Origin of the sequence: Leclercia sp. GLN_9 (assembly GCF_043105735.1) — a bacterium.
In the GTDB taxonomy this organism is placed as follows: domain Bacteria; phylum Pseudomonadota; class Gammaproteobacteria; order Enterobacterales; family Enterobacteriaceae; genus Enterobacter; species Enterobacter adecarboxylatus.
The window spans coordinates 22,156-45,220 of sequence record NZ_JBICLV010000009.1; the positions used below are offsets into that span (position 1 = coordinate 22,156).

21 protein-coding genes are annotated in these 23,065 nt (G+C 56.1%); 9 read left to right on the top strand and 12 right to left on the bottom strand.

Going from position 1 to position 23,065, the window contains the following annotated elements; all coding sequences use genetic code 11:
- The first annotated feature begins 213 nt into the window (after nt 1-213).
- Nucleotides 214-2,796: an autotransporter domain-containing protein gene (locus ACF8PE_RS04585; protein ID WP_392494639.1), complete on the top strand. Its 2,583-nt coding sequence runs from the start codon at nt 214-216 to the stop codon at nt 2,794-2,796.
- A gap of 43 nt (nt 2,797-2,839) precedes the next feature.
- On the opposite strand, the gene yghX is transcribed toward ACF8PE_RS04585, so the two are convergent.
- Nucleotides 2,840-3,727: a YghX family hydrolase gene (yghX, locus tag ACF8PE_RS04590; protein ID WP_059307213.1), complete on the bottom strand. Its 888-nt coding sequence runs from the start codon at nt 3,725-3,727 to the stop codon at nt 2,840-2,842.
- A gap of 82 nt (nt 3,728-3,809) precedes the next feature.
- On the opposite strand from yghX, the gene ACF8PE_RS04595 reads away from it, so the two are divergent.
- Nucleotides 3,810-4,850, top strand: coding sequence for an aldo/keto reductase (locus ACF8PE_RS04595; protein ID WP_032614104.1), 1,041 nt, complete (start codon nt 3,810-3,812; stop codon nt 4,848-4,850).
- Between the two features lie 112 nt (nt 4,851-4,962).
- Here ACF8PE_RS04595 and ACF8PE_RS04600 read toward each other — a convergent pair whose 3' ends face one another.
- Both ACF8PE_RS04600 and ACF8PE_RS04605 read right to left on the bottom strand, forming a co-directional pair.
- Nucleotides 4,963-5,451: a TIGR00645 family protein gene (locus ACF8PE_RS04600; RefSeq protein ID WP_032614105.1), complete on the bottom strand. Its 489-nt coding sequence runs from the start codon at nt 5,449-5,451 to the stop codon at nt 4,963-4,965.
- Nucleotides 5,452-5,532: 81 nt separating this feature from the next.
- Nucleotides 5,533-6,036, bottom strand: coding sequence for an ESA_00282 family adhesion-associated protein (locus tag ACF8PE_RS04605; protein ID WP_032614107.1), 504 nt, complete (start codon nt 6,034-6,036; stop codon nt 5,533-5,535).
- Nucleotides 6,037-6,141: 105 nt separating this feature from the next.
- Here ACF8PE_RS04605 and ACF8PE_RS04610 point away from each other — a divergent pair, with 105 nt between their 5' ends.
- From ACF8PE_RS04610 to ACF8PE_RS04620, 3 genes are all read left to right on the top strand, one after another.
- Nucleotides 6,142-6,546: a hypothetical protein gene (locus tag ACF8PE_RS04610; protein ID WP_144838410.1), complete on the top strand. Its 405-nt coding sequence runs from the start codon at nt 6,142-6,144 to the stop codon at nt 6,544-6,546.
- Nucleotides 6,539-6,994 carry a cytoplasmic protein gene (locus ACF8PE_RS04615; RefSeq protein ID WP_117386433.1) on the top strand — a complete coding sequence of 152 codons (456 nt, stop codon included), beginning with the start codon at nt 6,539-6,541 and terminating at the stop codon, nt 6,992-6,994. The genes ACF8PE_RS04610 and ACF8PE_RS04615 overlap by 8 nt, the downstream gene beginning before the upstream one ends.
- Nucleotides 6,995-7,113: 119 nt before the next feature.
- Complete coding sequence (locus ACF8PE_RS04620; RefSeq protein WP_032614114.1) at nt 7,114-8,010, top strand: SDR family oxidoreductase; 897 nt, start codon at nt 7,114-7,116, stop codon at nt 8,008-8,010.
- A gap of 112 nt (nt 8,011-8,122) precedes the next feature.
- Here the strand turns inward: ACF8PE_RS04620 and exbD are convergent, their stop codons facing one another.
- Together exbD and exbB are read right to left on the bottom strand one after the other, a co-directional pair.
- Nucleotides 8,123-8,548: a TonB system transport protein ExbD gene (gene exbD / locus ACF8PE_RS04625; RefSeq protein WP_032614116.1), complete on the bottom strand. Its 426-nt coding sequence runs from the start codon at nt 8,546-8,548 to the stop codon at nt 8,123-8,125.
- Between the two features lie 6 nt (nt 8,549-8,554).
- Nucleotides 8,555-9,286, bottom strand: a complete 732-nt coding sequence (gene exbB / locus ACF8PE_RS04630) for a tol-pal system-associated acyl-CoA thioesterase (protein WP_032614119.1) — start codon at nt 9,284-9,286, stop codon at nt 8,555-8,557.
- A gap of 251 nt (nt 9,287-9,537) precedes the next feature.
- Here exbB and metC point away from each other — a divergent pair, with 251 nt between their 5' ends.
- Together metC and yghB are read left to right on the top strand one after the other, a co-directional pair.
- Complete coding sequence (gene metC / locus ACF8PE_RS04635; RefSeq protein ID WP_392494640.1) at nt 9,538-10,725, top strand: cystathionine beta-lyase; 1,188 nt, start codon at nt 9,538-9,540, stop codon at nt 10,723-10,725.
- Nucleotides 10,726-10,866: 141 nt separating this feature from the next.
- A complete protein-coding gene (gene yghB / locus ACF8PE_RS04640; RefSeq protein ID WP_032614124.1) occupies nt 10,867-11,526 on the top strand; it encodes a DedA family general envelope maintenance protein YghB in 660 nt (219 codons plus the stop codon).
- Between the two features lie 70 nt (nt 11,527-11,596).
- Here the strand turns inward: yghB and ACF8PE_RS04645 are convergent, their stop codons facing one another.
- Nucleotides 11,597-12,493: an AraC family transcriptional regulator gene (locus ACF8PE_RS04645; RefSeq protein ID WP_032614127.1), complete on the bottom strand. Its 897-nt coding sequence runs from the start codon at nt 12,491-12,493 to the stop codon at nt 11,597-11,599.
- 195 nt (nt 12,494-12,688) lie between these two features.
- On the opposite strand from ACF8PE_RS04645, the gene yqhD reads away from it, so the two are divergent.
- Together yqhD and dkgA are read left to right on the top strand one after the other, a co-directional pair.
- Entirely contained in the window at nt 12,689-13,852 is a 1,164-nt protein-coding gene (yqhD, locus tag ACF8PE_RS04650; RefSeq protein ID WP_032614129.1) for an alcohol dehydrogenase, read from the top strand.
- Between the two features lie 106 nt (nt 13,853-13,958).
- Nucleotides 13,959-14,786 carry a 2,5-didehydrogluconate reductase DkgA gene (gene dkgA / locus ACF8PE_RS04655; protein WP_392494641.1) on the top strand — a complete coding sequence of 276 codons (828 nt, stop codon included), beginning with the start codon at nt 13,959-13,961 and terminating at the stop codon, nt 14,784-14,786.
- A gap of 41 nt (nt 14,787-14,827) precedes the next feature.
- Here dkgA and ACF8PE_RS04660 read toward each other — a convergent pair whose 3' ends face one another.
- The 6 genes from ACF8PE_RS04660 to ACF8PE_RS04685 all read right to left on the bottom strand — a co-directional run bounded on the left by ACF8PE_RS04660 (nt 14,828) and on the right by ACF8PE_RS04685 (nt 22,963).
- Nucleotides 14,828-15,229, bottom strand: a complete 402-nt coding sequence (locus ACF8PE_RS04660; RefSeq protein WP_392494642.1) for a carboxypeptidase regulatory-like domain-containing protein — start codon at nt 15,227-15,229, stop codon at nt 14,828-14,830.
- 141 nt (nt 15,230-15,370) lie between these two features.
- Entirely contained in the window at nt 15,371-17,545 is a 2,175-nt protein-coding gene (locus ACF8PE_RS04665) for a YgiQ family radical SAM protein (RefSeq protein WP_032614136.1), read from the bottom strand.
- A gap of 233 nt (nt 17,546-17,778) precedes the next feature.
- Complete coding sequence (ftsP, locus tag ACF8PE_RS04670; RefSeq protein ID WP_032614145.1) at nt 17,779-19,191, bottom strand: cell division protein FtsP; 1,413 nt, start codon at nt 19,189-19,191, stop codon at nt 17,779-17,781.
- A 59-nt stretch (nt 19,192-19,250) separates the two neighbouring features.
- A complete protein-coding gene (plsC, locus tag ACF8PE_RS04675) occupies nt 19,251-19,988 on the bottom strand; it encodes a 1-acylglycerol-3-phosphate O-acyltransferase (protein ID WP_032614146.1) in 738 nt (245 codons plus the stop codon).
- A gap of 194 nt (nt 19,989-20,182) precedes the next feature.
- Nucleotides 20,183-22,441, bottom strand: coding sequence for a DNA topoisomerase IV subunit A (gene parC, locus ACF8PE_RS04680; protein ID WP_032614147.1), 2,259 nt, complete (start codon nt 22,439-22,441; stop codon nt 20,183-20,185).
- A 120-nt stretch (nt 22,442-22,561) separates the two neighbouring features.
- Complete coding sequence (locus tag ACF8PE_RS04685; RefSeq protein ID WP_032614149.1) at nt 22,562-22,963, bottom strand: YgiW/YdeI family stress tolerance OB fold protein; 402 nt, start codon at nt 22,961-22,963, stop codon at nt 22,562-22,564.
- Nucleotides 22,964-23,065: the final 102 nt, after the last annotated feature.

Genomic DNA, 23,065 nt, shown 5'->3' on the forward strand with positions numbered 1-23,065 from the left:
CTTTTAGTACGTTAATAAAACTGCAACATTCATAGAATGGATGGATTTAAAAAAGTCATTCATTTTACTTTATTAAAATGGTCGCTTAATCGCTTGATATCCCTTCAAATTTCATTACATCCTTTTCGCTTAAGAAAGTTCTTGATTACGCATAACTGGTTTAAAAAGAGCGCACGTTGATCCGGTTATAAGAGATGAAAAATGCGTATTTCAATGAAAAGAACCTTATTATCGCAGTGTGTATTACTGGCACTTGCGTCCTTTGCTGCTCAGGCAGGCGAAACCCCAGCTACGGCTTGCCAGAACGGTGACACTACCCAGACCTGCGGCCTGGCAGAATATAAAGACGGCAGTTTCTATCAGGATCCAGGCACCACTGATGCCGTGATGGCGAATGAAACGGCAACCAATATCTATATGGATGGTCACCGCGAAGCAGGCGATACGCAGACCTTAACCGTTACAGGCACTGACATGTCCGGTCATTATATTCAGGGAAGCAATGGCGGCACCGTGAATATTAACGTCACCGACAATGCTAAAGTGGATATGATCGAAGTCGGTTCTGCATTCAAAACCACCAATACCACGATCAACGTCAATGACGCCACCCTGAACGGCCAGAACAGCGACGGAACCTATCAGCGCAATAAAGATTATATGATGGGCGCCGCCATCTACCTCGATCCGCTGGATGAGGGATACCACAATGTGGATATCAGCAACGGCAGCGCACTGCATGGCAGTATCATCAGCGCCGGCCAGGGCACCCAAACCATCGCCATGAGCGATAGCCTCATGGATAATGGCGGTATCTACGTCGGTAGCGACAAATCAGATACCTCCCTTACCCTGACCAACGCTACCGTGGATGCGACCAACAGCCAGGTGGCGCAAAATCTCGATACCCTTGTAGAAAATCTGAGCCAGTACAAACCTTTCCAGAATATCAACGTCGATGCCTTTAGCGACCTGGCCGTGGCCATGTACGGCACCACTCAGGATACGCTGGCGCTGAATAACAGCACCGTGACCGGCGATATCGGCATCATGAACGAAAAAGGCCAGACCAACCTGTCATTCACCAATAACAGCGTTGTGAACGGCAATGTGACGCTGAGCGGTAACTCCACCAATACCTTTCTGGTGGATAACAGCACCATTAATGGCGATCTGAATGCCAGCCAGAACAGCGGCGATACCACCATCACTTTGCAAAACGGTGCCAACGTTGACGGCAATATTACGACCGGCGCAGGCAATGACACCGTGGTGCTGGTGAATGATTCCCACGTCACCGGCAATGTCACCGGCGGGGACGGCGACGATACCCTGTCGATGGATGCGGGCAGCTCTATTTCCGGGCAAATTAATCAGTTTGAAACCGTGAATACCACCAGCGACAACAGCATCACCCTCGACACCATTAACGATTCAACCACCTGGAGTCTGCAAAACGGCTCCACCCTGACCGCCGCCACTACCGGTAGCAATGCCGAAGTGAGCATGAGCACCGACAGCCGGGTCAACTTCGGCACGATCACGGGCTCCCGTAATGCCGTGGTGGTCAATAACATCACCTCTTCGGCGATCAATCAGCAAAATATCGTGCTGGGGTCCTTTACTACGGCTACGGCAACCACCACACCACAAACGGCCGCCAATGCGACCTTCAGCAACGGTCAGCAGGAGGTGGAAAACCGCAGCGCTGCCTACAACTACAACAATGACCTGAGCATTGTGCCCGCAGATGCTGCGCCGCAGGGCCAGCTCACCGCCGATAGCAGCCAGGACTGGAATATTGTCTTCAGCAGTTCACGCGGCACATTGGCCAGCGATGTCCAGGGATTAGTCGCCGGGCTGGACGCGGCCGAACAGGCGGGCCATCAGGTCACCGATGACATCACCAGCCACATGGATCGCCTGCACTTTGCTGGCATGACGGGCGAGCAGCAGGAAGGGGCGCAGCTGTGGGGCGATTTCCTCTACCAGAACGGTAACTTCAGCAACGATGTGGATTACAAGAGCATCACTCAGGGCGCACAGGGTGGCGTTGACTGGACGGCGTACCTCGCGAACGGGGACAGTGTGACCGGCGGCGTGGCGCTGGCCTGGACCCGCAGCCGCGTTGAAGATACCGCCAGCGGCCCGGACAGCTTCAAGGACACCGTGTATGGTAACTACTACAGCCTGTACGGCGGCTGGCAGCAGGCGCTGAACGGTCGTCAGTGGGGACTGTTCGCCGACGGCAGCTTCAGCTATGGCGATATGCGCTATTCCCTCTCCGCCCATAACGTCACCGGCGACACCAGCGGAATGACCGAAGCGCTGCACGGCTCCACTGACGGTAGCCTGTATATGGCTCAGGCGCGTACCGGGGTGAACGTGCTGCTGCCGGGCGACACCTTACTGCAACCGTACGCCATCCTCGGCTGGGATCAGACCAAAGCGAACGGCTTCTCCGACCGGGAAGTGACCTTTGCTGACAGCCAGGTCTCTTCCTGGAACGGCGGCGCGGGTCTGCGTCTGACCACCACCCTGACCGATCTGAACAAAAACGTGCAGATCATGCCATGGCTGGATGTCCGCATGCAGAAAGAGTTCAGCGATGATACCGATATCCAGGCAGCGGATTATCACAACACCGAAGGTCATAACAACAGCATGGGAATGTTTGGTGCGGGCGTGAATGCCACTATCGCGCACAACTTCTCGGTAAATACCGGCATTTACTATGGCACAGGCGATGTCGATAACGACGCCAGTGTTCAGGCAGGTATGAGCTACAGCTTCTGATGACCACGCCTGTCCGGCAGCCCGAGGCTGCCGGACATTTTTGTTAACTCAAATATTTCTCAAACCATCCCAGGGTTCGTTTCCAGGCCAGCTCCGCAGCGGGCTCATCGTAACGCGGGGTAGAATCGTTGTGGAATCCGTGGTTTACGCCAGGATAGATCCAGGCCTCGTACACCTTGCCGTTAGATTTAAGCGCGGCTTCATAGGCAGGCCATCCCTCGTTAACGTTCTTGTCGAGTTCCGCATAGTGCAGCAGCAGGGGGGCTTTAATTTTGGCCACGTCTGCCGCGGGAGGCTGGCGGCCATAGAAAGGCACGGCGCAGGCCAGCTCCGGCCAGGCGACCGCTGCCGCGTTAGAGACACCCCCGCCGTAGCAGAAGCCGGTGATCCCCACCTTACCCGTGGCGTCCGGGTGTTTTTGCATAAATTCGACGGCGGCAAAGAAGTCGTTCATCAGCTTCGTCGGATCGACCTTCTGCTGCAGGATCTTCCCTTCCTCATCGTTGCCGGGATACCCACCCACCGAGCTTAAGCCGTCCGGTGCCAGTGCGATATAACCCGCCTTCGCCACCCGACGCGCCACATCCTCAATGTAAGGGTTAAGGCCGCGGTTTTCGTGCACCACGACCACCGCCGGCACTTTGCCGGTGGCTTTGGCCGGTTTCACCAGATAGCCGCGTACCTGTCCATGGCCGTCCGGCGAGGGATAGGTGATGTATTCGGGCAGAATGTCGGGATCGGTGAACTTTACCTGCTCAGCGAGGGCGTAATTGGGCTTGAGCATATTAAACAGCGCCAGCGCCGTGACGCCGCCGACCGCATAGCGGGCAGCCAGATTGAGGAACTCACGTTTGTTGATTTTGCCGTGAGCGTAATAATCGTAGTAGTCGAGCAATTCCTGAGGAAAGTCTTTGGCGGTCATACGCGTCATCGCATATCTCCATGAATTGTGAACGAACTAAGGATAGAATAGAAACGCTGTTTCGAAAATCAATCACTAAAAAGGAGACATCATGCCCTGGAACGCCTCACCGGACCGCTACGAGACCATGCAGTACCGTTACTGCGGGAAAAGTGGCCTGCGTCTGCCCGCCCTGTCACTGGGCCTGTGGCACAGCTTCGGCCACGTCCACGCCCTCGATTCCCAGCGCGCCCTGCTGCGAAAAGCCTTTGACTGCGGCATTACCCATTTTGATCTCGCCAATAACTATGGCCCACCGCCAGGCAGCGCGGAGGAAAATTTTGGCCGCCTGCTGCGCGATGATTTCGCGGCGTATCGTGATGAACTGATTATCTCCACCAAAGCGGGCTATGACATGTGGCCGGGGCCGTACGGTGCGGGCGGTTCGCGCAAGTATCTGCTCGCCAGCCTCGACCAGAGCCTGAAGCGGATGGGACTGGAGTACGTGGATATCTTCTACTCGCACCGGGTAGATGAAAACACGCCGATGGAAGAGACCGCCTCGGCGCTTGCGCAGGCGGTGCAGAGCGGGAAGGCGCTGTACGTGGGCATCTCCTCCTATTCGCCGGAACGCACCCAGAAGATGGCGGAACTGCTGCGCGAGTGGAAAATCCCTCTGCTTATCCATCAGCCCTCCTACAACCTGCTCAACCGCTGGGTGGATAAGAGCGGTTTACTGGATACGCTGGAAGCCAATGGCACCGGCTGTATCGCCTTTACCCCGCTGGCGCAGGGGCTGCTGACCGGGAAATACCTGAACGGCATTCCTGACGGCTCCCGCATGCAGCGTGAGGGCAAAAAGGTGCGTGGCCTGACCGAAAATATGCTGACCGAGGCTAACCTCAATAGCCTGCGCTTACTGAACGAAATGGCGCAGGCGCGCGGTCAAACCATGGCGCAGATGGCCCTGAGCTGGCTGCTGAAGGATGAGCGCGTCACCTCGGTACTGATTGGCGCAAGCCGGACGGAACAGCTGGAGGAGAACGTGCAGGCCCTGAATAACTTGCACTTTAGCGAGGATGAGTTGCAGCGGATTGACCAGCACGTGGCTGACGGGCAGTTGAATCTGTGGCAGGCGTCGTCAGATAAGTAGTTTTGCTTTATGGCATTCGAAGCAATGAATTCATCACATGGGATGAACGGGCTGACCCTGACGCCCTGATCCCGGCCCTCTCCCACAAGGGAGAGGGCACCGTCCGTGCCGCTTACTTGCGACTCAGCTTATCCAGATATCCCATCACAAACGCCGACAGCACAAACGTCAGGTGGATAATCACATACCACATCAGTTTGTTATCCGGGATATTTTTGGCGTCCATAAACACCCGTAGCAGGTGAATCGACGAGATTGCCACAATCGAGGCGGCCACTTTGTTTTTCAGCGACGAGGCGTCCATTTTGCCAAGCCAGCTCAGCTTCTCTTTGTCTGAGGCGATATCCAGCTGCGAGACAAAGTTTTCGTAGCCTGAGAACATCACCATCACCAGCAGGCCGCCCACCAGGGTCATATCCACCAGCGACAGCAGGAGCAAAATCAGGTCGGATTCTGCGACGCTGAAAATATGCGGCAGAACGTGAAAAATTTCCTGGAAAAATTTAATACAGAGCGCCACCAGCGCCAGCGAGAGGCCAAAATAGACCGGGGCTAACAGCCAGCGGGAGGCGTACATTGCGTTTTCAAAAAAGCGTTCCATAGAGTCCTGTCTGCAAACGAAACCAGCGTGCAGTATATCGCAACGCGACAAAGTGTTTGCAACAACAAAACAACAAAGACCCTACACTTGCTCAGGCTTAACCACAGGCCGTTGATATTCCGGCCAAACCAGCACCACCAGCGACGGATAAGCCTCAAGGCTGAATTCGCGGAAGCACTGGCGCAGGTTCATCACTTCCAGATCGGAATGAGAAACTTTCTCCCCATTCAGGCAACGCTTCTTGATATTGTCGTAATATTTATACACCGCCGAGTTAAGGTCACTGCAACGACGCTGCGCCTCAAACAGGTCAGGAATACTATTTATTTCCACCATATTCATTCGTTTTATTGTGGCATGGAGGAAATCAATATATTCATGATTAACACGCCAGTACCAGACCGGCGTAATCGCATTCATTAACACAGAAAAATGGTCTTCGCCCTCTTCTTTTGACATCCGTTCTGGCTGGGCAGGGGTGTGCGTGTTCTCTGCGTCGCTGCTTTTATTGAACTCGCGCATCAATAAAAGAACCACGGCAGTAAGCAATAACAAAGTAATGACAGTATAAAAAATGCTGTTCATATAGGCAGGCTCCATTTTTTTTGATTTTAAATTTGCCTCATGTTATTGTCAACGAATCTCACGCGCCAGACAACCCCACCCCGTTGAAATTAAAGGAAATATAAAATGTTGCCCGACAATCTGGTCCCGGCTAAGTTTCACATTTCCACCGTGGAACCGAAACCACCAGAAGCAGAAAGCAATGAAAATTTCACTAAGGGAAAAAGAACACTCGCTGATTACGCGCCTGATATATTAATTGGTGTTACCCGTACCGGTAACTCCCGCAATATGTTGCTCGAAGAGCACGACCGTCATATAAAGGATCGTTTATTCCGCGTCATTAAAATCGAGGTGTTTGCCCGCCTGCTCAATGACCTGCAAGCGGAAGGGGAAATAGACGCGCAAGCACTAAGTCAAATATTGTCGGAAAAAACCGATGAGATAAACGAAGCAGGTAATGACATCTGGCTCAATCTAATTACCTGTGAAAAAAACACGCCCATTTTTTATAAGCTAGAGGATGAATAACGTGAAGGATGTTGATAACAACAACGTTTATTTAGCTTTAGATGATAAAAAGAGCGATGAATTTATCTTAGAGCAAAACCTGGCTGCGCTGAAAGAGATTAAAAATGCTGAAATACAGCGCATTGCGAAACAGCTGCTCTCTATTCCAGCAGGCCTGGTGCGCCTGAAATGGCAGAACCGTCGTGAAATTTATCCTCTTCAGGTTAAAGAAGAGATCTACGGCGCGACAATAAACGTCATTATGCAGCAGCGCCCAGACCTGAAAGATAAAATTCTGGCCCGGCTGGAGACCAACTACCAGTATTTGCTGGCGCGTGAAACCGCCACGCTGCGCGTGACCCGTAAGCTGGCCGATGAAGGCTATCGCACCACCAGCGTGACCACCGTCGCCCTGGATGAAGAGGCGCTGGCCGCGAAATCCACCGTACCTGCACCGCAAAAGCCGTAACCCCCCCTTTCTACCGCCTCGCCTGTTGCTGTTGGTTTAAGGATTATCCTGAATAATCTGCACTTCCCGGTTGATTCTCCTAAGCTTAAAGACCGATCACCCACTCAAGGAGAACCTTAATGGCAAATTCCCAGAGCGAAATCCAGAACCCTACCACCCAGTACTACACCGGCGAATATCCGCAGCAGAAGCAGCCGGTACCCGGGGTGCAGAGCAAGATGGATCCGGTGCCGGATTGCGGTGAAAAGACCTATAAAGGCAGCGGCAGACTACAGGATCGTAAGGCGCTGGTGACAGGAGGCGACTCCGGCATTGGACGCGCTGCCGCCATCGCTTACGCGCGTGAAGGCGCAGACGTCGCTATTAACTATCTGCCCGCCGAAGAAGAGGATGCGCAGCAGGTTAAGCAGCTGATAGAAGAAGCCGGACGCAAAGCGGTGCTGATCCCCGGCGATCTAAGTGATGAAAAGTTTGCCCGTTCTCTGGTGCATAAAGCCCATCAGGAACTGGGTGGGCTGGACGTGCTGGCGCTGGTGGCCGGTAAGCAGGTAGCGGTCGAGAAGATTGCCGACCTGACGACGGAGCAGTTTCAACAGACCTACGCCGTGAACGTGTTCGCGCTGTTCTGGATCACCCAGGAGGCGTTGCCACTGCTGCCTGCCGGGGCGAGCATCATCACCACCTCGTCGATTCAGGCGTATCAGCCCAGCCCGCACCTGCTGGACTACGCGTCCACCAAAGCCGCTATCCTTAACTACAGCCGCGGGCTGGCGAAACAGGTAGCAGAGAGCGGCGTACGCGTTAACGTCGTGGCGCCGGGGCCTATCTGGACGGCGTTGCAAATTTCCGGCGGTCAGCCGCAGGAGAAAATCCCGCAGTTTGGTCAGCAGACACCGATGAAGCGTGCAGGGCAGCCTGCGGAGCTGGCGCCGGTGTATGTCTACCTGGCGAGCCAGGAATCAAGCTATGTGACGGCGGAAGTACACGGTGTGTGCGGCGGGGAACATCTGGGGTAGTTGTTATGCAGGGCCGGGTGACGTCAACTTACCCGGCCTGACTGCCCTGATCCTCTCCTCGTGGGAGAGGGAATAACCATAAAAAAAGGCAACTTACGTTGCCTTTTTGCTTTTATTTCGCTGCCGCTTTCTCTTCGCCTACCAGGCCAATCTTCAGGTAACCCGCCTGATGCAGCGTGTCCATTACCTTCATCATGGTTTCGTAGTCGACGGTCTTGTCGGCCCGGAAGAAGACGGTGGTGTCTTTCTTGCCGTTGGTCAGGGTATTCAGCGCCGGGATCACCGACTCATCCGTCACCGGATCATTCCCGAGGAACATGGATTTATCGGCTTTCACGGACAGATAAATCGGTTTTTCCGGGCGCGGCTGCGGCTGGCTGGAGGAGGCAGGCAGATTCACCTTCACGTCCACCGTCGCCAGGGGCGCTGCAACCATGAAGATAATCAGCAGAACCAGCATGACGTCGATAAACGGCGTCACGTTGATTTCGTGCATTTCGCCGTTATCGTCCAGGTTTTCATTAAGACGCATTGCCATGGCGAATCAACCTAAGTGTAATTTCTGAGCAGAACGGACCGGCTTCACTGAACTGGCGCTGAGGTCCAGATCGCGGCTTTGCAGCAGCAGAACCTGAGCGGCAACGTCGCCGAGGGTCGCTTTGTAGCTGCCGATCATACGGGCGAAGATGTTATAGATAACGACTGCCGGGATAGCGGCAACCAGACCAATCGCCGTCGCCAGCAGGGCTTCTGCGATGCCGGGCGCCACAACTGCGAGGTTGGTGGTTTGGGTCTGGGCGATGCCGATGAAGCTGTTCATGATGCCCCAGACCGTACCAAACAGACCGACGAATGGCGAAATGGCACCGATGGTCGCCAGGTAGCCGTTGCCACGCCCCATATGACGGCCAATGGCCGCAACGCGACGCTCAAGGCGGAAGCCGGTACGCTCTTTAATCCCTTCGTTGTCTTCGCTGCCTGCAGAGAGTTCAAGCTCGTTCTGGGCTTCGTTGATCAACTGGGTGGTCAGGCTTTTGGCCTGGAAGGAAGAGGTCATATCGCTCGCCTGATTCAGGCTGCGGGCCTCGGCCAGTTGCTGCTGCTCGCGCTTAAGACGACGCTTGTGCGAGATAAGCTCCACGCTCTTGCTAAAGAAAATAGCCCAGGTGACGACAGACGCCAGAATCAGACCGATCATCACAATCTTCACCACGATGTCGGCATGATGATACATACCCCAGACGGAGAGATCCGTCTGCATCAAATTATTACCCACTCGGTATCTCCAGGACACAAATCACAAAATCTGAGCATAATAATATCAAAACAGCATCGAATTGATAGTAGTTCTCATTAGTATTTACATAGTGCCGTAAATTCGTTTCATTTTCCTTGCGCTTACGCAGGAAAAATTTCCCGGAAACAAATTTTAAAAAATTTTCCGCTGTTCCCCCTACCCTTCTCGCGACCATTTTGACTTTCATGTTAGTGTGGACGTCCAGACGTATAAAAACAGGTTGCGCAGACATGAAAGAGAAGCATCTTGATACCACCCTTGTTCAGGCGGGACGCAGTAAGAAATACACCCTCGGTTCAGTGAATAGCGTCATTCAGCGCGCCTCGTCGCTGGTGTTTGATACCGTCGAGGCGAAAAAGCACGCCACCCGCAACCGGGCAAAGGGCGAGCTGTTTTACGGGCGTCGCGGCACGCTGACCCACTTCTCCTTACAGGACGCGATGTGCGAGCTGGAAGGCGGCGCAGGCTGTGCGCTTTTCCCGTGCGGCGCGGCGGCAGTGGCCAATACCATTCTGGCGTTTGTCGAACAGGGCGATCACATCCTGATGACCAACACCGCCTACGAGCCAAGCCAGGATTTCTGCACCAAAATCCTCAGCAAGCTGGGCGTCACCACCGGCTGGTTCGATCCGCAGATCGGCGCGAACATCGCCGAGCTCATCCAGCCTAATACCCGGATTGTGTTCCTCGAATCGCCGGGCTCCATCACCATGGAAGTGCATGATGTACCCTCCATTGTGCAGGCGGTACGCAGTAAAGCGCCGGACGCTATTATCATGATCGACAACACCTGGGCGGCGGGCGTGCTGTTTAAGGCGCTCGATTTTGGTATCGACATCTCTATCCAGGCGGCAACCAAATACCTGATTGGCCACTCGGACGGCATGATCGGCACGGCGGTTTCCAACGCCCGCTGCTGGGATCAGCTGCGTGAAAACGCCTATCTGATGGGGCAAATGGTGGATGCCGACACGGCCTACATGACCAGCCGCGGCCTGCGCACCCTGAGTGTCCGCCTGCGTCAGCATCATGAAAGCAGCCTGAAGGTTGCCCAGTGGCTGGCGCAGCATCCGCAGGTGGCGCGCGTTAACCATCCGGCGCTGCCGGGCAGTGTAGGTCATGCCTTCTGGCAACGTGACTTTACGGGCAGCAGCGGCTTGTTCTCGTTTGTGCTCAACAAGCGTCTGAGCAATGACGAGCTGGCAAACTACCTCGATAACTTCTCGCTGTTCAGCATGGCCTATTCATGGGGCGGCTTTGAGTCGCTGATCCTGCCGAACCAGCCAGAGCACATTGCCGAGCTGCGTCCCGGTGGCGAAGTGGACTTTACCGGCACCCTGATCCGTCTGCATATCGGCCTGGAAAACGTGGACGATTTGATTGCCGATTTAGAGGCCGGATTTGCACGCATCGAGTAACACACGGCCATAAATCGTCTCCGCAGACACTTTTCTCCACAATACTTACGGAAAAGTCTGATTTGTTGCGCCTGCGATCAAAGCCCGCAGGCGAAATAGGGAGTACAATAGCCTTATATATGCTGTTCCACAGGAAAGCCCATGGCTGTTATTCAAGATATTATCGCTGCACTCTGGCAACACGATTTTGCAGCACTGGCGGACCCGCACGTGGTTGGGATTGTTTATCTGGTGATGTTCGCCACGCTGTTTCTGGAAAATGGGTTACTGCCTGCCTCATTTTTACCGGGTGACAGTCTGCTGCTGCTGGCGGGAGCGCTAATCGGTAAAGGGGTGATGGACTTTGCCCCGACGATGGTGATCCTGACCTCTGCCGCCAGTCTGGGCTGCTGGCTCAGTTATTTGCAAGGCCGCTGGCTGGGCAATACCCGAGTGGTTAAAAGCTGGCTGGCGCAGTTGCCGCATAAATATCATCAGCGCGCGACCTGCATGTTCGATCGCCACGGCCTGCTGGCGCTGCTGGCGGGGCGTTTCCTGGCCTTTGTGCGCACTCTGCTGCCCACCATGGCGGGCATCTCCGGGCTGTCTAACCGTCGTTTCCAGTTCTTTAACTGGCTGAGCGCACTGCTGTGGGTTGGCGTAGTGACGACCTTCGGTTATGCGTTGAGCATGATCCCGTTCGTTAAACGCCACGAAGATCAGGTCATGACCTTCCTGATGATCCTGCCGCTGTTCCTGCTGGTGGCAGGGCTGGTGGGAACGATCGTGGTGGTGATCCGTAAGAAATACTGTAGCGCCTGACAGCGAACCTCTTCACCTCTGCCCTCTCTGTCAGAGAGGGTCAGGGTGATAACAATACCCCGCACCCTCACTACCCCTGCATCATCCGGATCCGCGCTGCATCTTCCCCTGGCGTGACGCCGAAATAGCGTTTGAACTCACGACTGAACTGCGACGCGCTTTCATAGCCCACCCGCAGCGCGGCTGCGCTGGCTTTCATGCCGTCGTGGATCATCATCATCCGTGCCTTGTGCAGGCGATAGCTCTTAAGATATTGCAGCGGCGAGGTGCTGGTCACCGATTTGAAGTTATGGTGGAAGGCCGACACGCTCATATTGGCCTCTGCCGCCAGCTGATCGACGCTCAGGTTTTCGGTGTACTGGCTCTCGATGCGCTTAAGCACCCGGCTGATCAGGCTGAAGTGGGTCTGACGGCTAACCAGCGCCAGCAACGCCCCGCCCCCCGGCCCGAGCAACACGTGGTAGAGGATCTCACGAATAATCTGTTTACCCAGAATGCGCGCATCCAGCGGACGCTCCATCACATCCAGCAGGCGCTCAATGGCGCAGAGGATCTCATCCGTCAGCGTGGCGGAGTTGATCCCGCTTGCCGCCATCGACGGGCGGAACAGATCGTCTTCGCCAATATCCATGAGCAGCTCCTGGAGTTGCAGGATATCCACATTTAAACGCACCCCTGCCAGCGGCACGGCTTCTGTCGCGAAGGTTTCACATTCAAAGGGTAAAGGTACTGTCAGAAGCAGGTATTCGCTTGGGTCATAGCGGAATACGCGCTCGTTGATATAGCCAATTTTATGCCCGGAAAAGAGAAAAATGATACCTGGCTGGTACATCACTGGCGTGCGGGTGCCGGGTTGGGTGCCGTACAGCAGGCGCACGTCGGGCAGCAGCGTGCTCAGAGTATTTGCATTATCTTTCAGTCTGTTAATTTGCGCCGTTAGTTGCAAGCAGGTTTGATCGCGGTTCATCTTTGCTCATTCCGGGTAGGGTTTCCGACGTTTGCAGTGTGCGCGGTTTTTCGCAGTTTCTCCAGCACCCTGTAGAAATGGGCAAGACAACGGCAGGAATGTGCATTGAGAGGAGCCTGCGCGCTCGCCACAATGGGCACCATCAGGCAGCCCTCCGTGCCGCCGGTTTTTTTCACCCACCTAAGGGAACGAACAATGAACAATTTTAATCTGCATACCCCGACCCGCATTCTGTTTGGTAAAGATGCTATCGCCGATCTGCGCGGACAGATCCCGGCGGATGCCCGCGTGCTGATCACCTATGGCGGCGGCAGCGTGAAGAAGAACGGCGTGCTGGATCAGGTCTACAGCGCCCTGCAAGGTCTGGACGTGCGTGAGTTTGGCGGTATCGAACCGAACCCGTCTTACGAAACCCTGATGAACGCCGTGAAAATCGCCCGCGACGAGAAGATCACCTTCCTGCTGGCAGTGGGTGGCGGCTCAGTGCTGGACGGCACCAAATTTATCGCCGCAGCGGCACATTACGATGAAGGCATCGACCCGTGGCACATCCTGCAGACTGGCGGCAGCGACATCAAAAGCGCCATTCCGATGGGTTCTGTGCTGACCCTGCCCGCCACCGGCTCCGAGTCCAACAAAGGTGCGGTGATTTCCCGTAAAACCACCGGCGACAAGCAGGCCTTTATGAACGAGCACGTGCAGCCGGTCTTTGCGGTGCTGGATCCGGTTTACACCTACACCCTGCCGCCGCGCCAGGTGGCGAACGGCGTGGTGGATGCCTTTGTTCATACCGTTGAGCAGTACGTGACTTACCCGGTGAACGCCAAAATTCAGGACCGCTTCGCCGAAGGCATTCTGCTGACCCTGATCGAAGACGGCCCGGTGGCGCTGAAAGAGCCAGAAAACTACGAGGTGCGTGCCAACGTAATGTGGGCCGCGACTCAGGCACTGAACGGCCTGATTGGTGCTGGCGTGCCGCAGGACTGGGCGACCCACATGCTGGGCCACGAGCTGACGGCGATGCACGGTCTCGATCATGCCCAGACCCTGGCGGTCGTGCTGCCCGCGCTGTGGAATGAAAAACGCGACACCAAACGCGGCAAACTGCTGCAGTACGCTGAGCGCGTCTGGGGTATTACCGCCGGTTCGGAAGAGGAGCGCATCGATGCTGCCATCGCCGCCACCCGTAACTTCTTCGAGCAGATGGGCGTGCCAACACGTCTCTCCGGTTATGGCCTGGATGGCAGCTCTATCCCTGCTCTGCTGGCGAAACTGGAAGAACACGGCATGACCCAAATCGGTGAGCATCACGACATTACCCTCGAGGTGAGCCGCCGTATTTACGAGGCCGCTCGCTAAGTGATTTTTCACCCTTACCTTTCGTTTTTCGGCATTTAGGCCAGGCTTAATGCACATACGCCACCAGGGGAAGTACCTCTGGTGGATGTCCCATGAAGGAGGAAAAATGGCAAACCAAACCGTAATCAAGCTTCAGGACGGCAACGTAATGCCCCAGTTGGGGTTAGGGTTATGGAAAGCCGGTAACGACGAGGTCGTCTCCGCCATTCATAAAGCACTGGAAGTCGGCTATCGCTCTATTGATACCGCAGCCGCCTATAAAAATGAGGACGGCGTGGGCAAAGCGCTGGCCAGCGCCGGTGTGTCACGCGATGAGTTATTTATCACCACCAAACTGTGGAATGATGACCAGAAGCGTCCCGCGGAGGCACTCCAGGAGAGCCTGGACAAGCTGCAACTCGATTTCGTGGATCTGTATCTGATGCACTGGCCGGTGCCGGCGATCGATCACTATGTCGAGGCCTGGAAAGGGATGATTGACCTGCAAAAAGCCGGGCTGGTGAAGAGTATCGGGGTCTGTAATTTCCAGGTCCACCATTTGCAGCGCCTGATTGATGAGACGGGTGTTGCCCCGGTCATCAACCAGATCGAACTGCACCCGTTGCTGCAGCAGCGCCAGCTGCACTCATGGAATGCGACCCACAAAATTCAGACCGAATCCTGGAGCCCATTGGCGCAAGGTGGCGAAGGGGTCTTCGATCAGAAAATTATCCGCGATCTGGCGGATAAGTACGGCAAAACCCCGGCACAGATTGTCATTCGCTGGCATCTGGACTGCGGCCTGGTGGTGATCCCGAAATCCGTGACGCCGGCGCGTATCGCGGAGAACTTCGCGGTGTGGGATTTCCGTCTGGATAAAGACGAGCTGGGTGAGATTGCGAAGCTGGATAAAGGCAAGCGTTTAGGGCCGGATCCCGATCAGTTTGGCGGGTAATGCCTCAAACGAGCCCGGTCTTCCGCCGGGCTCGTTTTAATCTATAAGCCAGACTGACATCTCGCCTTTCCGGGCAGGTCAGGCAATGTGCAAATGACGTTATACGCTTTGCCTTCAAGTTCATGTGGTCCACCGGGACCGCCACCTAATTCTGCTTCATATTCCTTTCCGTTGGCACTCATCTGGAGCGAGGTGTGATACATCCAGTCCATCGGACCTATCGGCAGAAAAAAGATCCACTCATGCTGGCCCTGAAAACCAAAACGACCCTTGTCGTCAGAAAGCGTCTGCTCACTCTCTAACGTTATTTTAGCGCCCGGCACTGGCTTACCTGTGCGGTCGATTAGACGTCCTTCCACCTCTGGCTGTGTCTGGCGGTGCATTATGCAACTGCTTAACGTCAGAGCAATCAACATCGCCCCTGCTATCTTCCCTGGTTTCATTTTGGGTCTCCTTCCCTTGTGCTGCTATCTGAATTCCCCAGTCAGGAAGACAAAAAAAGCCGGGTAGCGGCTTCGCCTTACCCGGCCTTAGTATCGTTATGTAGGCCCGGTAAGCGCAGCGCCACTGGGCATTTTTACCGTTTAACCGATCTTACGTTTTACACCCTTCTTCGCAGTCGCCCCGGCGTTCGAACGTTGATGCACAATCGGCGTATGCTTGGTCAGAGCCGGACGGGTGTTGCGGTTCTGGCGACGCGCTTCGCGCATTTCATCCAGCGTAGGCGCAGGCACCAGGCAGTCGCGACGTGAGCCGATCAGGTGCTTTTTCCCCATCTCTTCCAGCGCCTGGCGGATCAGCGGCCAGTTAGCCGGATCGTGATAACGCAGCAGGGCTTTATGCAGACGACGCTGTTTGTCACCTTTCGGGATCACCACATCTTCACTCTTATAACCAATCTTGCCCAGCGGGTTCTTGCCGGTGTAATACATGGTGGTCGAGTTCGCCAGCGGTGACGGGTAGAAGTTCTGCACCTGATCCAGACGGAAGCGACGCTGCTTCAGCCACAGCGCCAGGTTCACCATATCCTCATCACGCGTACCCGGGTGGGCAGAGATAAAGTATGGGATCAGGTACTGCTCTTTCCCGGCCTGTTTTGAGTAGGTATCGAACAGCTCTTTAAAGCGGTCATAGCTACCCATCCCCGGCTTCATCATCTTCGACAGCGGGCCTTCTTCGGTATGCTCAGGGGCAATCTTCAGATAACCGCCCACGTGGTGGGTGGCCAGCTCTTTGATGTAGCGCGGATCTTCCACGGCGATGTCGTAGCGCACCCCGGAAGCGATCAGGATCTTCTTGATGCCTTTCAGGTCGCGGGCGCGACGGTAGAGGTTGATCGTCGGCTCGTGGTTGGTGTCCATGTGCTCGCAAATGCTCGGATAGACACAGGACAGGCGACGGCAGGTCTGCTCCGCACGCGGTGACTTACAGCGCAGCATATACATGTTGGCCGTCGGGCCACCCAGATCGGAGATCACGCCGGTAAAGCCCGGTACGGTGTCGCGAATGGCTTCGATCTCGTTGACAATCGACTCTTCGGAACGGCTCTGGATAATGCGGCCTTCGTGCTCGGTAATGGAGCAGAAGGAGCAACCGCCGAAGCAGCCGCGCATGATGTTGATCGAGAAGCGGATCATCTCGTAGGCCGGAATGCGGCTGGTACCGTATGCCGGGTGCGGTACACGCTTGTACGGCAGAGCAAAGACGCTGTCCATCTCTTCGGTAGAGAGCGGGATCGCCGGCGGGTTGAGCCAGATATAACGCTCGCCGTGTTTTTGCATCAGCGCACGGGCACAGCCCGGGTTGGTTTCATGGTGCAGAATACGGGAGGCGTGAGCGTAGAGCACTTTGTCCGCTTTAACTTTCTCGAAGGACGGCAGCAGCACGTAGGTCTTTTCCCACGGCTTTGGACGCGGAGGCTGAACGGTGATGGCTTTCGCTTCGGCTTTCTTCGGCTCAACAGGCTTGTTATCCGCACACGGCAGATCTTCGCCGTACGGGTGCGGGATCGGGTCGATTTTGCCTGGCATATCGATGATACGGGAATCTACCCCGCTCCAGCCCGGCAGAGCCTCTTTCACCATGATCGCGGTGTTACGCACGTCGCGGATGTTACCTACCGGCTCGCCCTGCGACAGACGGTGCGCCACTTCTACCAGCGGACGTTCGCCGTTGCCGAAGATCAGCATGTCGGCTTTGGAATCCACCAGCACCGAACGGCGCACGGTATCAGACCAGTAGTCATAATGCGCGGTACGGCGCAGGCTCGCTTCGATACCGCCCAGGATGACCGGCACGTCTTTCCATGCTTCTTTGCATCGTTGGGTGTAGACGAGCGTCGCGCGGTCCGGGCGTTTACCCGCCACGTTATCGGGGGTGTAGGCGTCGTCGTGACGCAGTTTGCGGTCGGCAGTGTAGCGGTTGATCATCGAGTCCATGTTGCCCGCGGTGACGCCAAAGAACAGGTTTGGTTTACCGAGGCGCATAAAGTCCTCTTTGCTGTTCCAGTCCGGCTGGGCAATGATCCCGACGCGGAAGCCCTGGGCTTCAAGCATGCGACCACAGATCGCCATGCCAAAGCTCGGGTGATCGACGTAGGCGTCGCCGGTCACCAGAATAATGTCGCAGCTGTCCCAGCCAAGTTGGTCCATCTCTTCACGAGACATCGGCAGGAAGGGTGCCGGTCCAAAGCAGGCCGCCCAGTACTGGGGCCAGGAGAAGAGGTCACGATCCGGCTGGATCAGGGAAATGGCGCTCATAATGCTTCCGAAGAAAAAATAGACAAAAGGAGCGGGATTATACGCTGGATCATTGGGGGAATTGAAGGAGTATTGTGCGGGGTGTTATCCCCTCACCCCGGCCCTCTCCCCAGAGGAGTGAGGATGAAAGCGTGCACCGGGCTGTTCCCTCTCCCCAGAGGAGCGAGGGTGAAAGCGTGCGCCGATCGGTCCCCTCTCCCCTTTGGGGAGAGGGTTAGGGTGAGGGGAAAAATTTACGGCGCTGGATTGATTAACATTTGCCCAACCGAACCGCGATCCATCATCTCCAGCGTCTGGCTGTGGAACAGGAACGGGAAGTGTGGCCAGGAGGGCTGACCGTAATAGACCAGCAGTTCAACCTGCCCGTCGACCCAAACGGTATCTTTCCAGCCCCTGTCTTCCGGGAACGGCATGGCGCCGTTGACGTTACGCACCAGGAATTTCACCCCTTCGATATGGAACGACTGCGGCATGTCGGCACGGACCGTCCAGCGTTCCCAGGTGCCCTGTTGAGCGGTGATATCAATGCGGTTCACATCCCACAACTGGCCGTTAATGCCCGGATCGTCACCAAGGCTGATATCCCGGCTGCGCACCGGCGTCCCGCTCAGCACGTCTTCCGGCAGCAGGCGCATCGGCAGGGTGTCGGTCACCAGCGGCAGAAGGCCGGTTGGACGCAGGGTCAACACCAGGGTCGAGATCAGAATGCTCGACGGTTCAAAGAAGCCGCGCAGACGGTCAACGATGCTCGCCGCCTCGCCACAGGTGATCGACACTTCGTCGCCGTTGGTCATATCCACCAGGATTTCGCGGCGCTCGCCCGGCGCCAGCGCCAGCTGTTTAACCGGCACCGGGGCCGGTAAGAACCCCTGATCCCCGGCAATCACGTGCAGCGCCCGGCCATCACTCATCTGCAATTGATAGCGCCGCGAGTTGGAAGCATTCAGCAGACGCAGGCGCACCCAGCCGCGGGATACCTCGACATAGGGACTTTGCGCGCCGTTCACCATCAGCGTATCACCGACAAAACCGCCGCTGCCCGGCTCGCTGTACTCCGGCGTACCGAAGTTATCCAGCCGCTTATCCTGAATAATGATTGGGAAGTCATCGACCCCGTAGTGATTCGGGATCGGCAGGGATTTGCTGATCTCATCCTCCACCAGCCACATCCCCGCCAGACCGGTATAGACCTGCTGCGCGGTGCGGTTTGGGGTGTTAGCGTGATACCAGAGGGTCGCCGCGTTCTGGCGAACGGGCAAGACCGGCGCCCAGTCAGCGCTGGGGGACATCATGCGCGGCGCACCGCCCAGCAGCGGGCCTGGCACCTGCAAACCGCTGATGGTCATGGCGACGTTCTCTGCCAGGCGGTTGCTGTAGATCAGTTTGACGTCATCCCCGCTCCAGACGCGAACGGTCGGACCAAGGTAACGCCCGTTAACGCCCCAGACGTTCGCCCGCGTCCCCTGGGTGAACGACCAGTGGGTACGCTGCAACGTCAGGAACAGCGGCTGACCGCGGCGGGATTCGAGTAACGGCGGGATGGGCAGCGGTTGCTGCTGCCCGGCGGCGTTTGCCCTCAGCGGAACCGCACCTGCACAAAGGGCGATACCCGATGCCTGAATAAACTGACGGCGACTGAGTGACATATTAGCTCCATGTATAAACGTACTAACAACGCGGGAAGTCGTTTTCCCTGCAAACCGGCTTAAACCCTGCCAGCGGCTTCGCGTTCTGCGACTTCTTTATCGAGTTCGGCGATTTTATTCAGCATTAATTCGCGGCAATGGGCCGCCAGCTCACGCACCTGGTCTTTGCCATATTTACTGACATCGACCGGCGGCAGCATCTCGACGATAACCAGGCCGTTATGCAGGCGGTTCAGGTTAATCTTATTCGATGTGTTGGAAACACACACCGGAATAATCGGTACACCTGCCGCAATTGCGGCGTGAAACGCGCCAGTTTTAAACGGCAGCAGGCCGCGACCGCGGCTACGGGTCCCTTCCGGGAACATCCAGATGGAGATTCTGCGTTTTTTGAAGTGGTTTACCACCTCAGCAATGGTGCCGTGCGCTTTGGCGCGGTTGTTACGGTCGATCAGCAGGTTGCCGGTCAGCCAGTAGAGCAGGCCAAAGAACGGCACCCACAGCAGGCTTTTTTTGCCCACGGTGACGGTAGGTGGCTGAACGATTTTTGCCGCGGTCACCATATCGTAGTTGTTCTGATGGTTGCCGATATAGATAGCGTTGCCATGTTTCTCTGCCCCTTCCGGCAGACGCGTTTCGACTTTCAGGCCAAACAGCGGCCCCAGACGGGCAAACATGTGGCCAAAAGTGGCAACATGCTTTGGATTACGCGGGCTGAACAGGCAGTAAATACAGCCGAAGATACAGACCAGAATGCAGTAAATAACGGCAAGAATAGAACGAACAATTAATAGCATAGCGACCTCAAAAACCCCTGACAGTTGACGATTATACTGCAACTATAAGCGGTTAACTGCTTTGATTTTATACCCGTCATACTTATGTGCAGGACAAAACGATTAACTGTTTTGTCCTGCATCTCGCATTGTTTAGGGGTGTATAACGGATGTTTTTTTACGGCTCCCCCTCCTGAACGAAGGGGGAAGCGCGGTTACGCTTCGTTGTCGTCCGCGGTCGCCCGCTGCGGAGAGTCGATCTCCACGCGGTCAATGCGTTGCAGGCCGCGCATCAACGACCCTTTACGTCCACGTTCGCCCACCACTTTCTGTAGCTCTTCCGGGCGCAGTTTGATTTTGCGTTTACCCACGTGAATGGTCAGGGTGCTCTGCGGCGGCAGGATAAAGAGGTGCGCCAGGCTATCTGCGCCTGAGGCCGCTTCTGCCGCCGAGATGTTGATGATCTTATTGCCCTTACCTTTCGACAGCTGCGGCAGGTCGCTGAGCGGGAACATTAACATCCGGCCAGCAGCGGAGATCGCCAGCAGCATATCGCTCTCGTTCTCAATCACCAGCGGAGCCATCACCCGGGCGTTATCCGGCAGGCTAATCAACGCCTTGCCCGCACGGTTACGCGAGATCAGATCGTTAAAGGTACAGATAAAGCCGTAGCCCGCATCGGAGGCCAGCAGCAGCTTCTGCTCCTCGCCTTCCATCAGCATATGCTCAATGGTCGCACCCGGCGGCAGCGTCAGCTTGCCGGTCAGCGGCTCGCCCTGCCCGCGCGCCGACGGCAGCGTGATCGGATCGATGGCGTAGCTGCGCCCGGTAGTGTCGATAAAGGCCACCGGCTGGTTGCTCTTACCCTTCACCGCGGCTTTGAAGCTGTCGCCCGCTTTGTAACTCAGGCCCGGCGCGTCGATATCGTGCCCCTTGGCGCTACGAACCCAGCCGCTTTGAGACAGCACGATGGTCACCGGCTCAGACGGCTGCATGTCATGCTCGCTCATCGCTTTCGCTTCTTCGCGCTCGTGCAGCGGAGAGCGACGGTCGTCGCCAAACGCGTCGGCGTCGGCCTGCAGCTCTTTTTTCAGCAGGGTATTCATCTTGCGCTCGGACGCCAGAATCGCCTGCAGCTGATCGCGCTCTTTTTCCAGCTCATTCTGCTCACCGCGGATTTTCATCTCTTCCAGTTTGGCGAGATGACGCAGCTTCAGTTCGAGGATGGCTTCCGCCTGGGTTTCGCTGATACCAAAGCGCGACATCAGCGCCGGCTTCGGCTCATCCTCAGTACGGATGATCTCGATCACTTCGTCGATATTCAGGAACGCCACCAGCAAACCTTCGAGGATATGCAGGCGCTTAAGCACTTTCTCCAGGCGATGGTTCAGACGACGGCGCACGGTATCGCGGCGGAACGTCAGCCATTCAGAGAGGATCTCCAGCAGGTTTTTCACCGCCGGACGACCGTCCAGCCCGATCATGTTCAGGTTGATACGGTAGCTTTTTTCCAGATCGGTGGTGGCGAACAGGTGGTTCATCACCGGCTCCATGTCCACGCGGTTGGAGCGCGGCACGATCACCAGACGGGTCGGGTTTTCGTGGTCGGATTCGTCGCGCAGGTCGTCCACCATTGGCAGCTTTTTATTGCGCATCTGGGCGGCGATCTGTTCCAGCACTTTCGCGCCGGAGACCTGGTGTGGCAGCGCAGTGATCACTACCGCGCCGTCCTCTTTTGTCCACACCGCACGCATGCGCACGGAGCCGCGACCGTTCTGGTAGATTTTGCGGATCTCCGCGCGGGAGGTGATGATCTCCGCTTCGGTCGGATAGTCCGGCCCCTGGACGATATCCAGCAGCTCGTCCAGCGTGGTTTTCGGCTGCTCAATCAGGGTGATCGCCGCTTTCGCCACTTCACGCAGGTTGTGCGGCGGGATATCCGTCGCCATCCCCACGGCAATACCGGTGGTGCCGTTCAGCAGAATGTTCGGCAGACGGGCAGGCAACATCTTCGGCTCCTGCATCGTGCCGTCGAAGTTCGGTACCCACTCCACGGTGCCCTGGCCCAGCTCGCTGAGCAGCAGTTCGGCATATTTAGAGAGACGGGATTCGGTGTAACGCATCGCCGCGAACGACTTCGGATCGTCCGGCGCACCCCAGTTACCCTGGCCGTCCACCAGTGGATAGCGGTACGAGAACGGCTGGGCCATCAGCACCATCGCTTCATAACAGGCGCTGTCGCCGTGCGGATGGTATTTACCCAGCACGTCACCCACGGTACGGGCGGATTTTTTAAACTTGGCGCTGGCATTCAGACCCAGCTCAGACATCGCATAAACGATGCGGCGCTGAACGGGTTTCAGCCCATCACCGATAAACGGCAACGCCCTGTCCATGATGACGTACATGGAGTAGTTCAGGTAGGCGTTTTCCGTGAATTCATGTAGCGCGAGGCGCTCTGCCATATCGCTCATTAAATGGGATTCCTCAACTCAGAAACCAGTTGGTTTCAGGCAATATTGCCGCAGATACTACCTCATCTGGCGAGTCGAGTCACAGAGAAAAAGGGGCCGCACCGGCGGCCCCTTTGTGGGTTATTTATTCAGCTTGATAACCTGTTTCACGTCGATTTCGAAATCGTTCCACTCTTTGTCAACTTTACCCTGCAGCTCAACCTTATCCTGCGGGGTGACGGTCACGCCGTTCCAGCGCTTATTGTCGATCTCGACGTTCACCGTGCCGCTCTCATCGCGGAAGGTGTAGCGGTCGTCGGAGAGGCGCTCGGTGATGTTGCCGCGCAGTTTCACCCAGCTATCGTCCTTCAGATCCTTGACCTTTGCTGCGGTGGTGAGGTTGGCGTCGTTATCGACAAAACCGCCCTGCTGAGTTTGCGTCTGGGTTGCCGTTGCCGACGGGCCGTTAAACCCGCCCTGAGCCGCAAAAACCGGCGCAGTGGTGATCATCATGATGGCAGCAATAGCAGCGTATTTTTTCATCTTAACTCTCCCTTTAATGTCGTTTCGCAATCCATTAAACAGGGTAAACCTTAACAACTTCTTAAGCGGAAAATTTAAATTTTTTTACTGTACAGCGGAGCG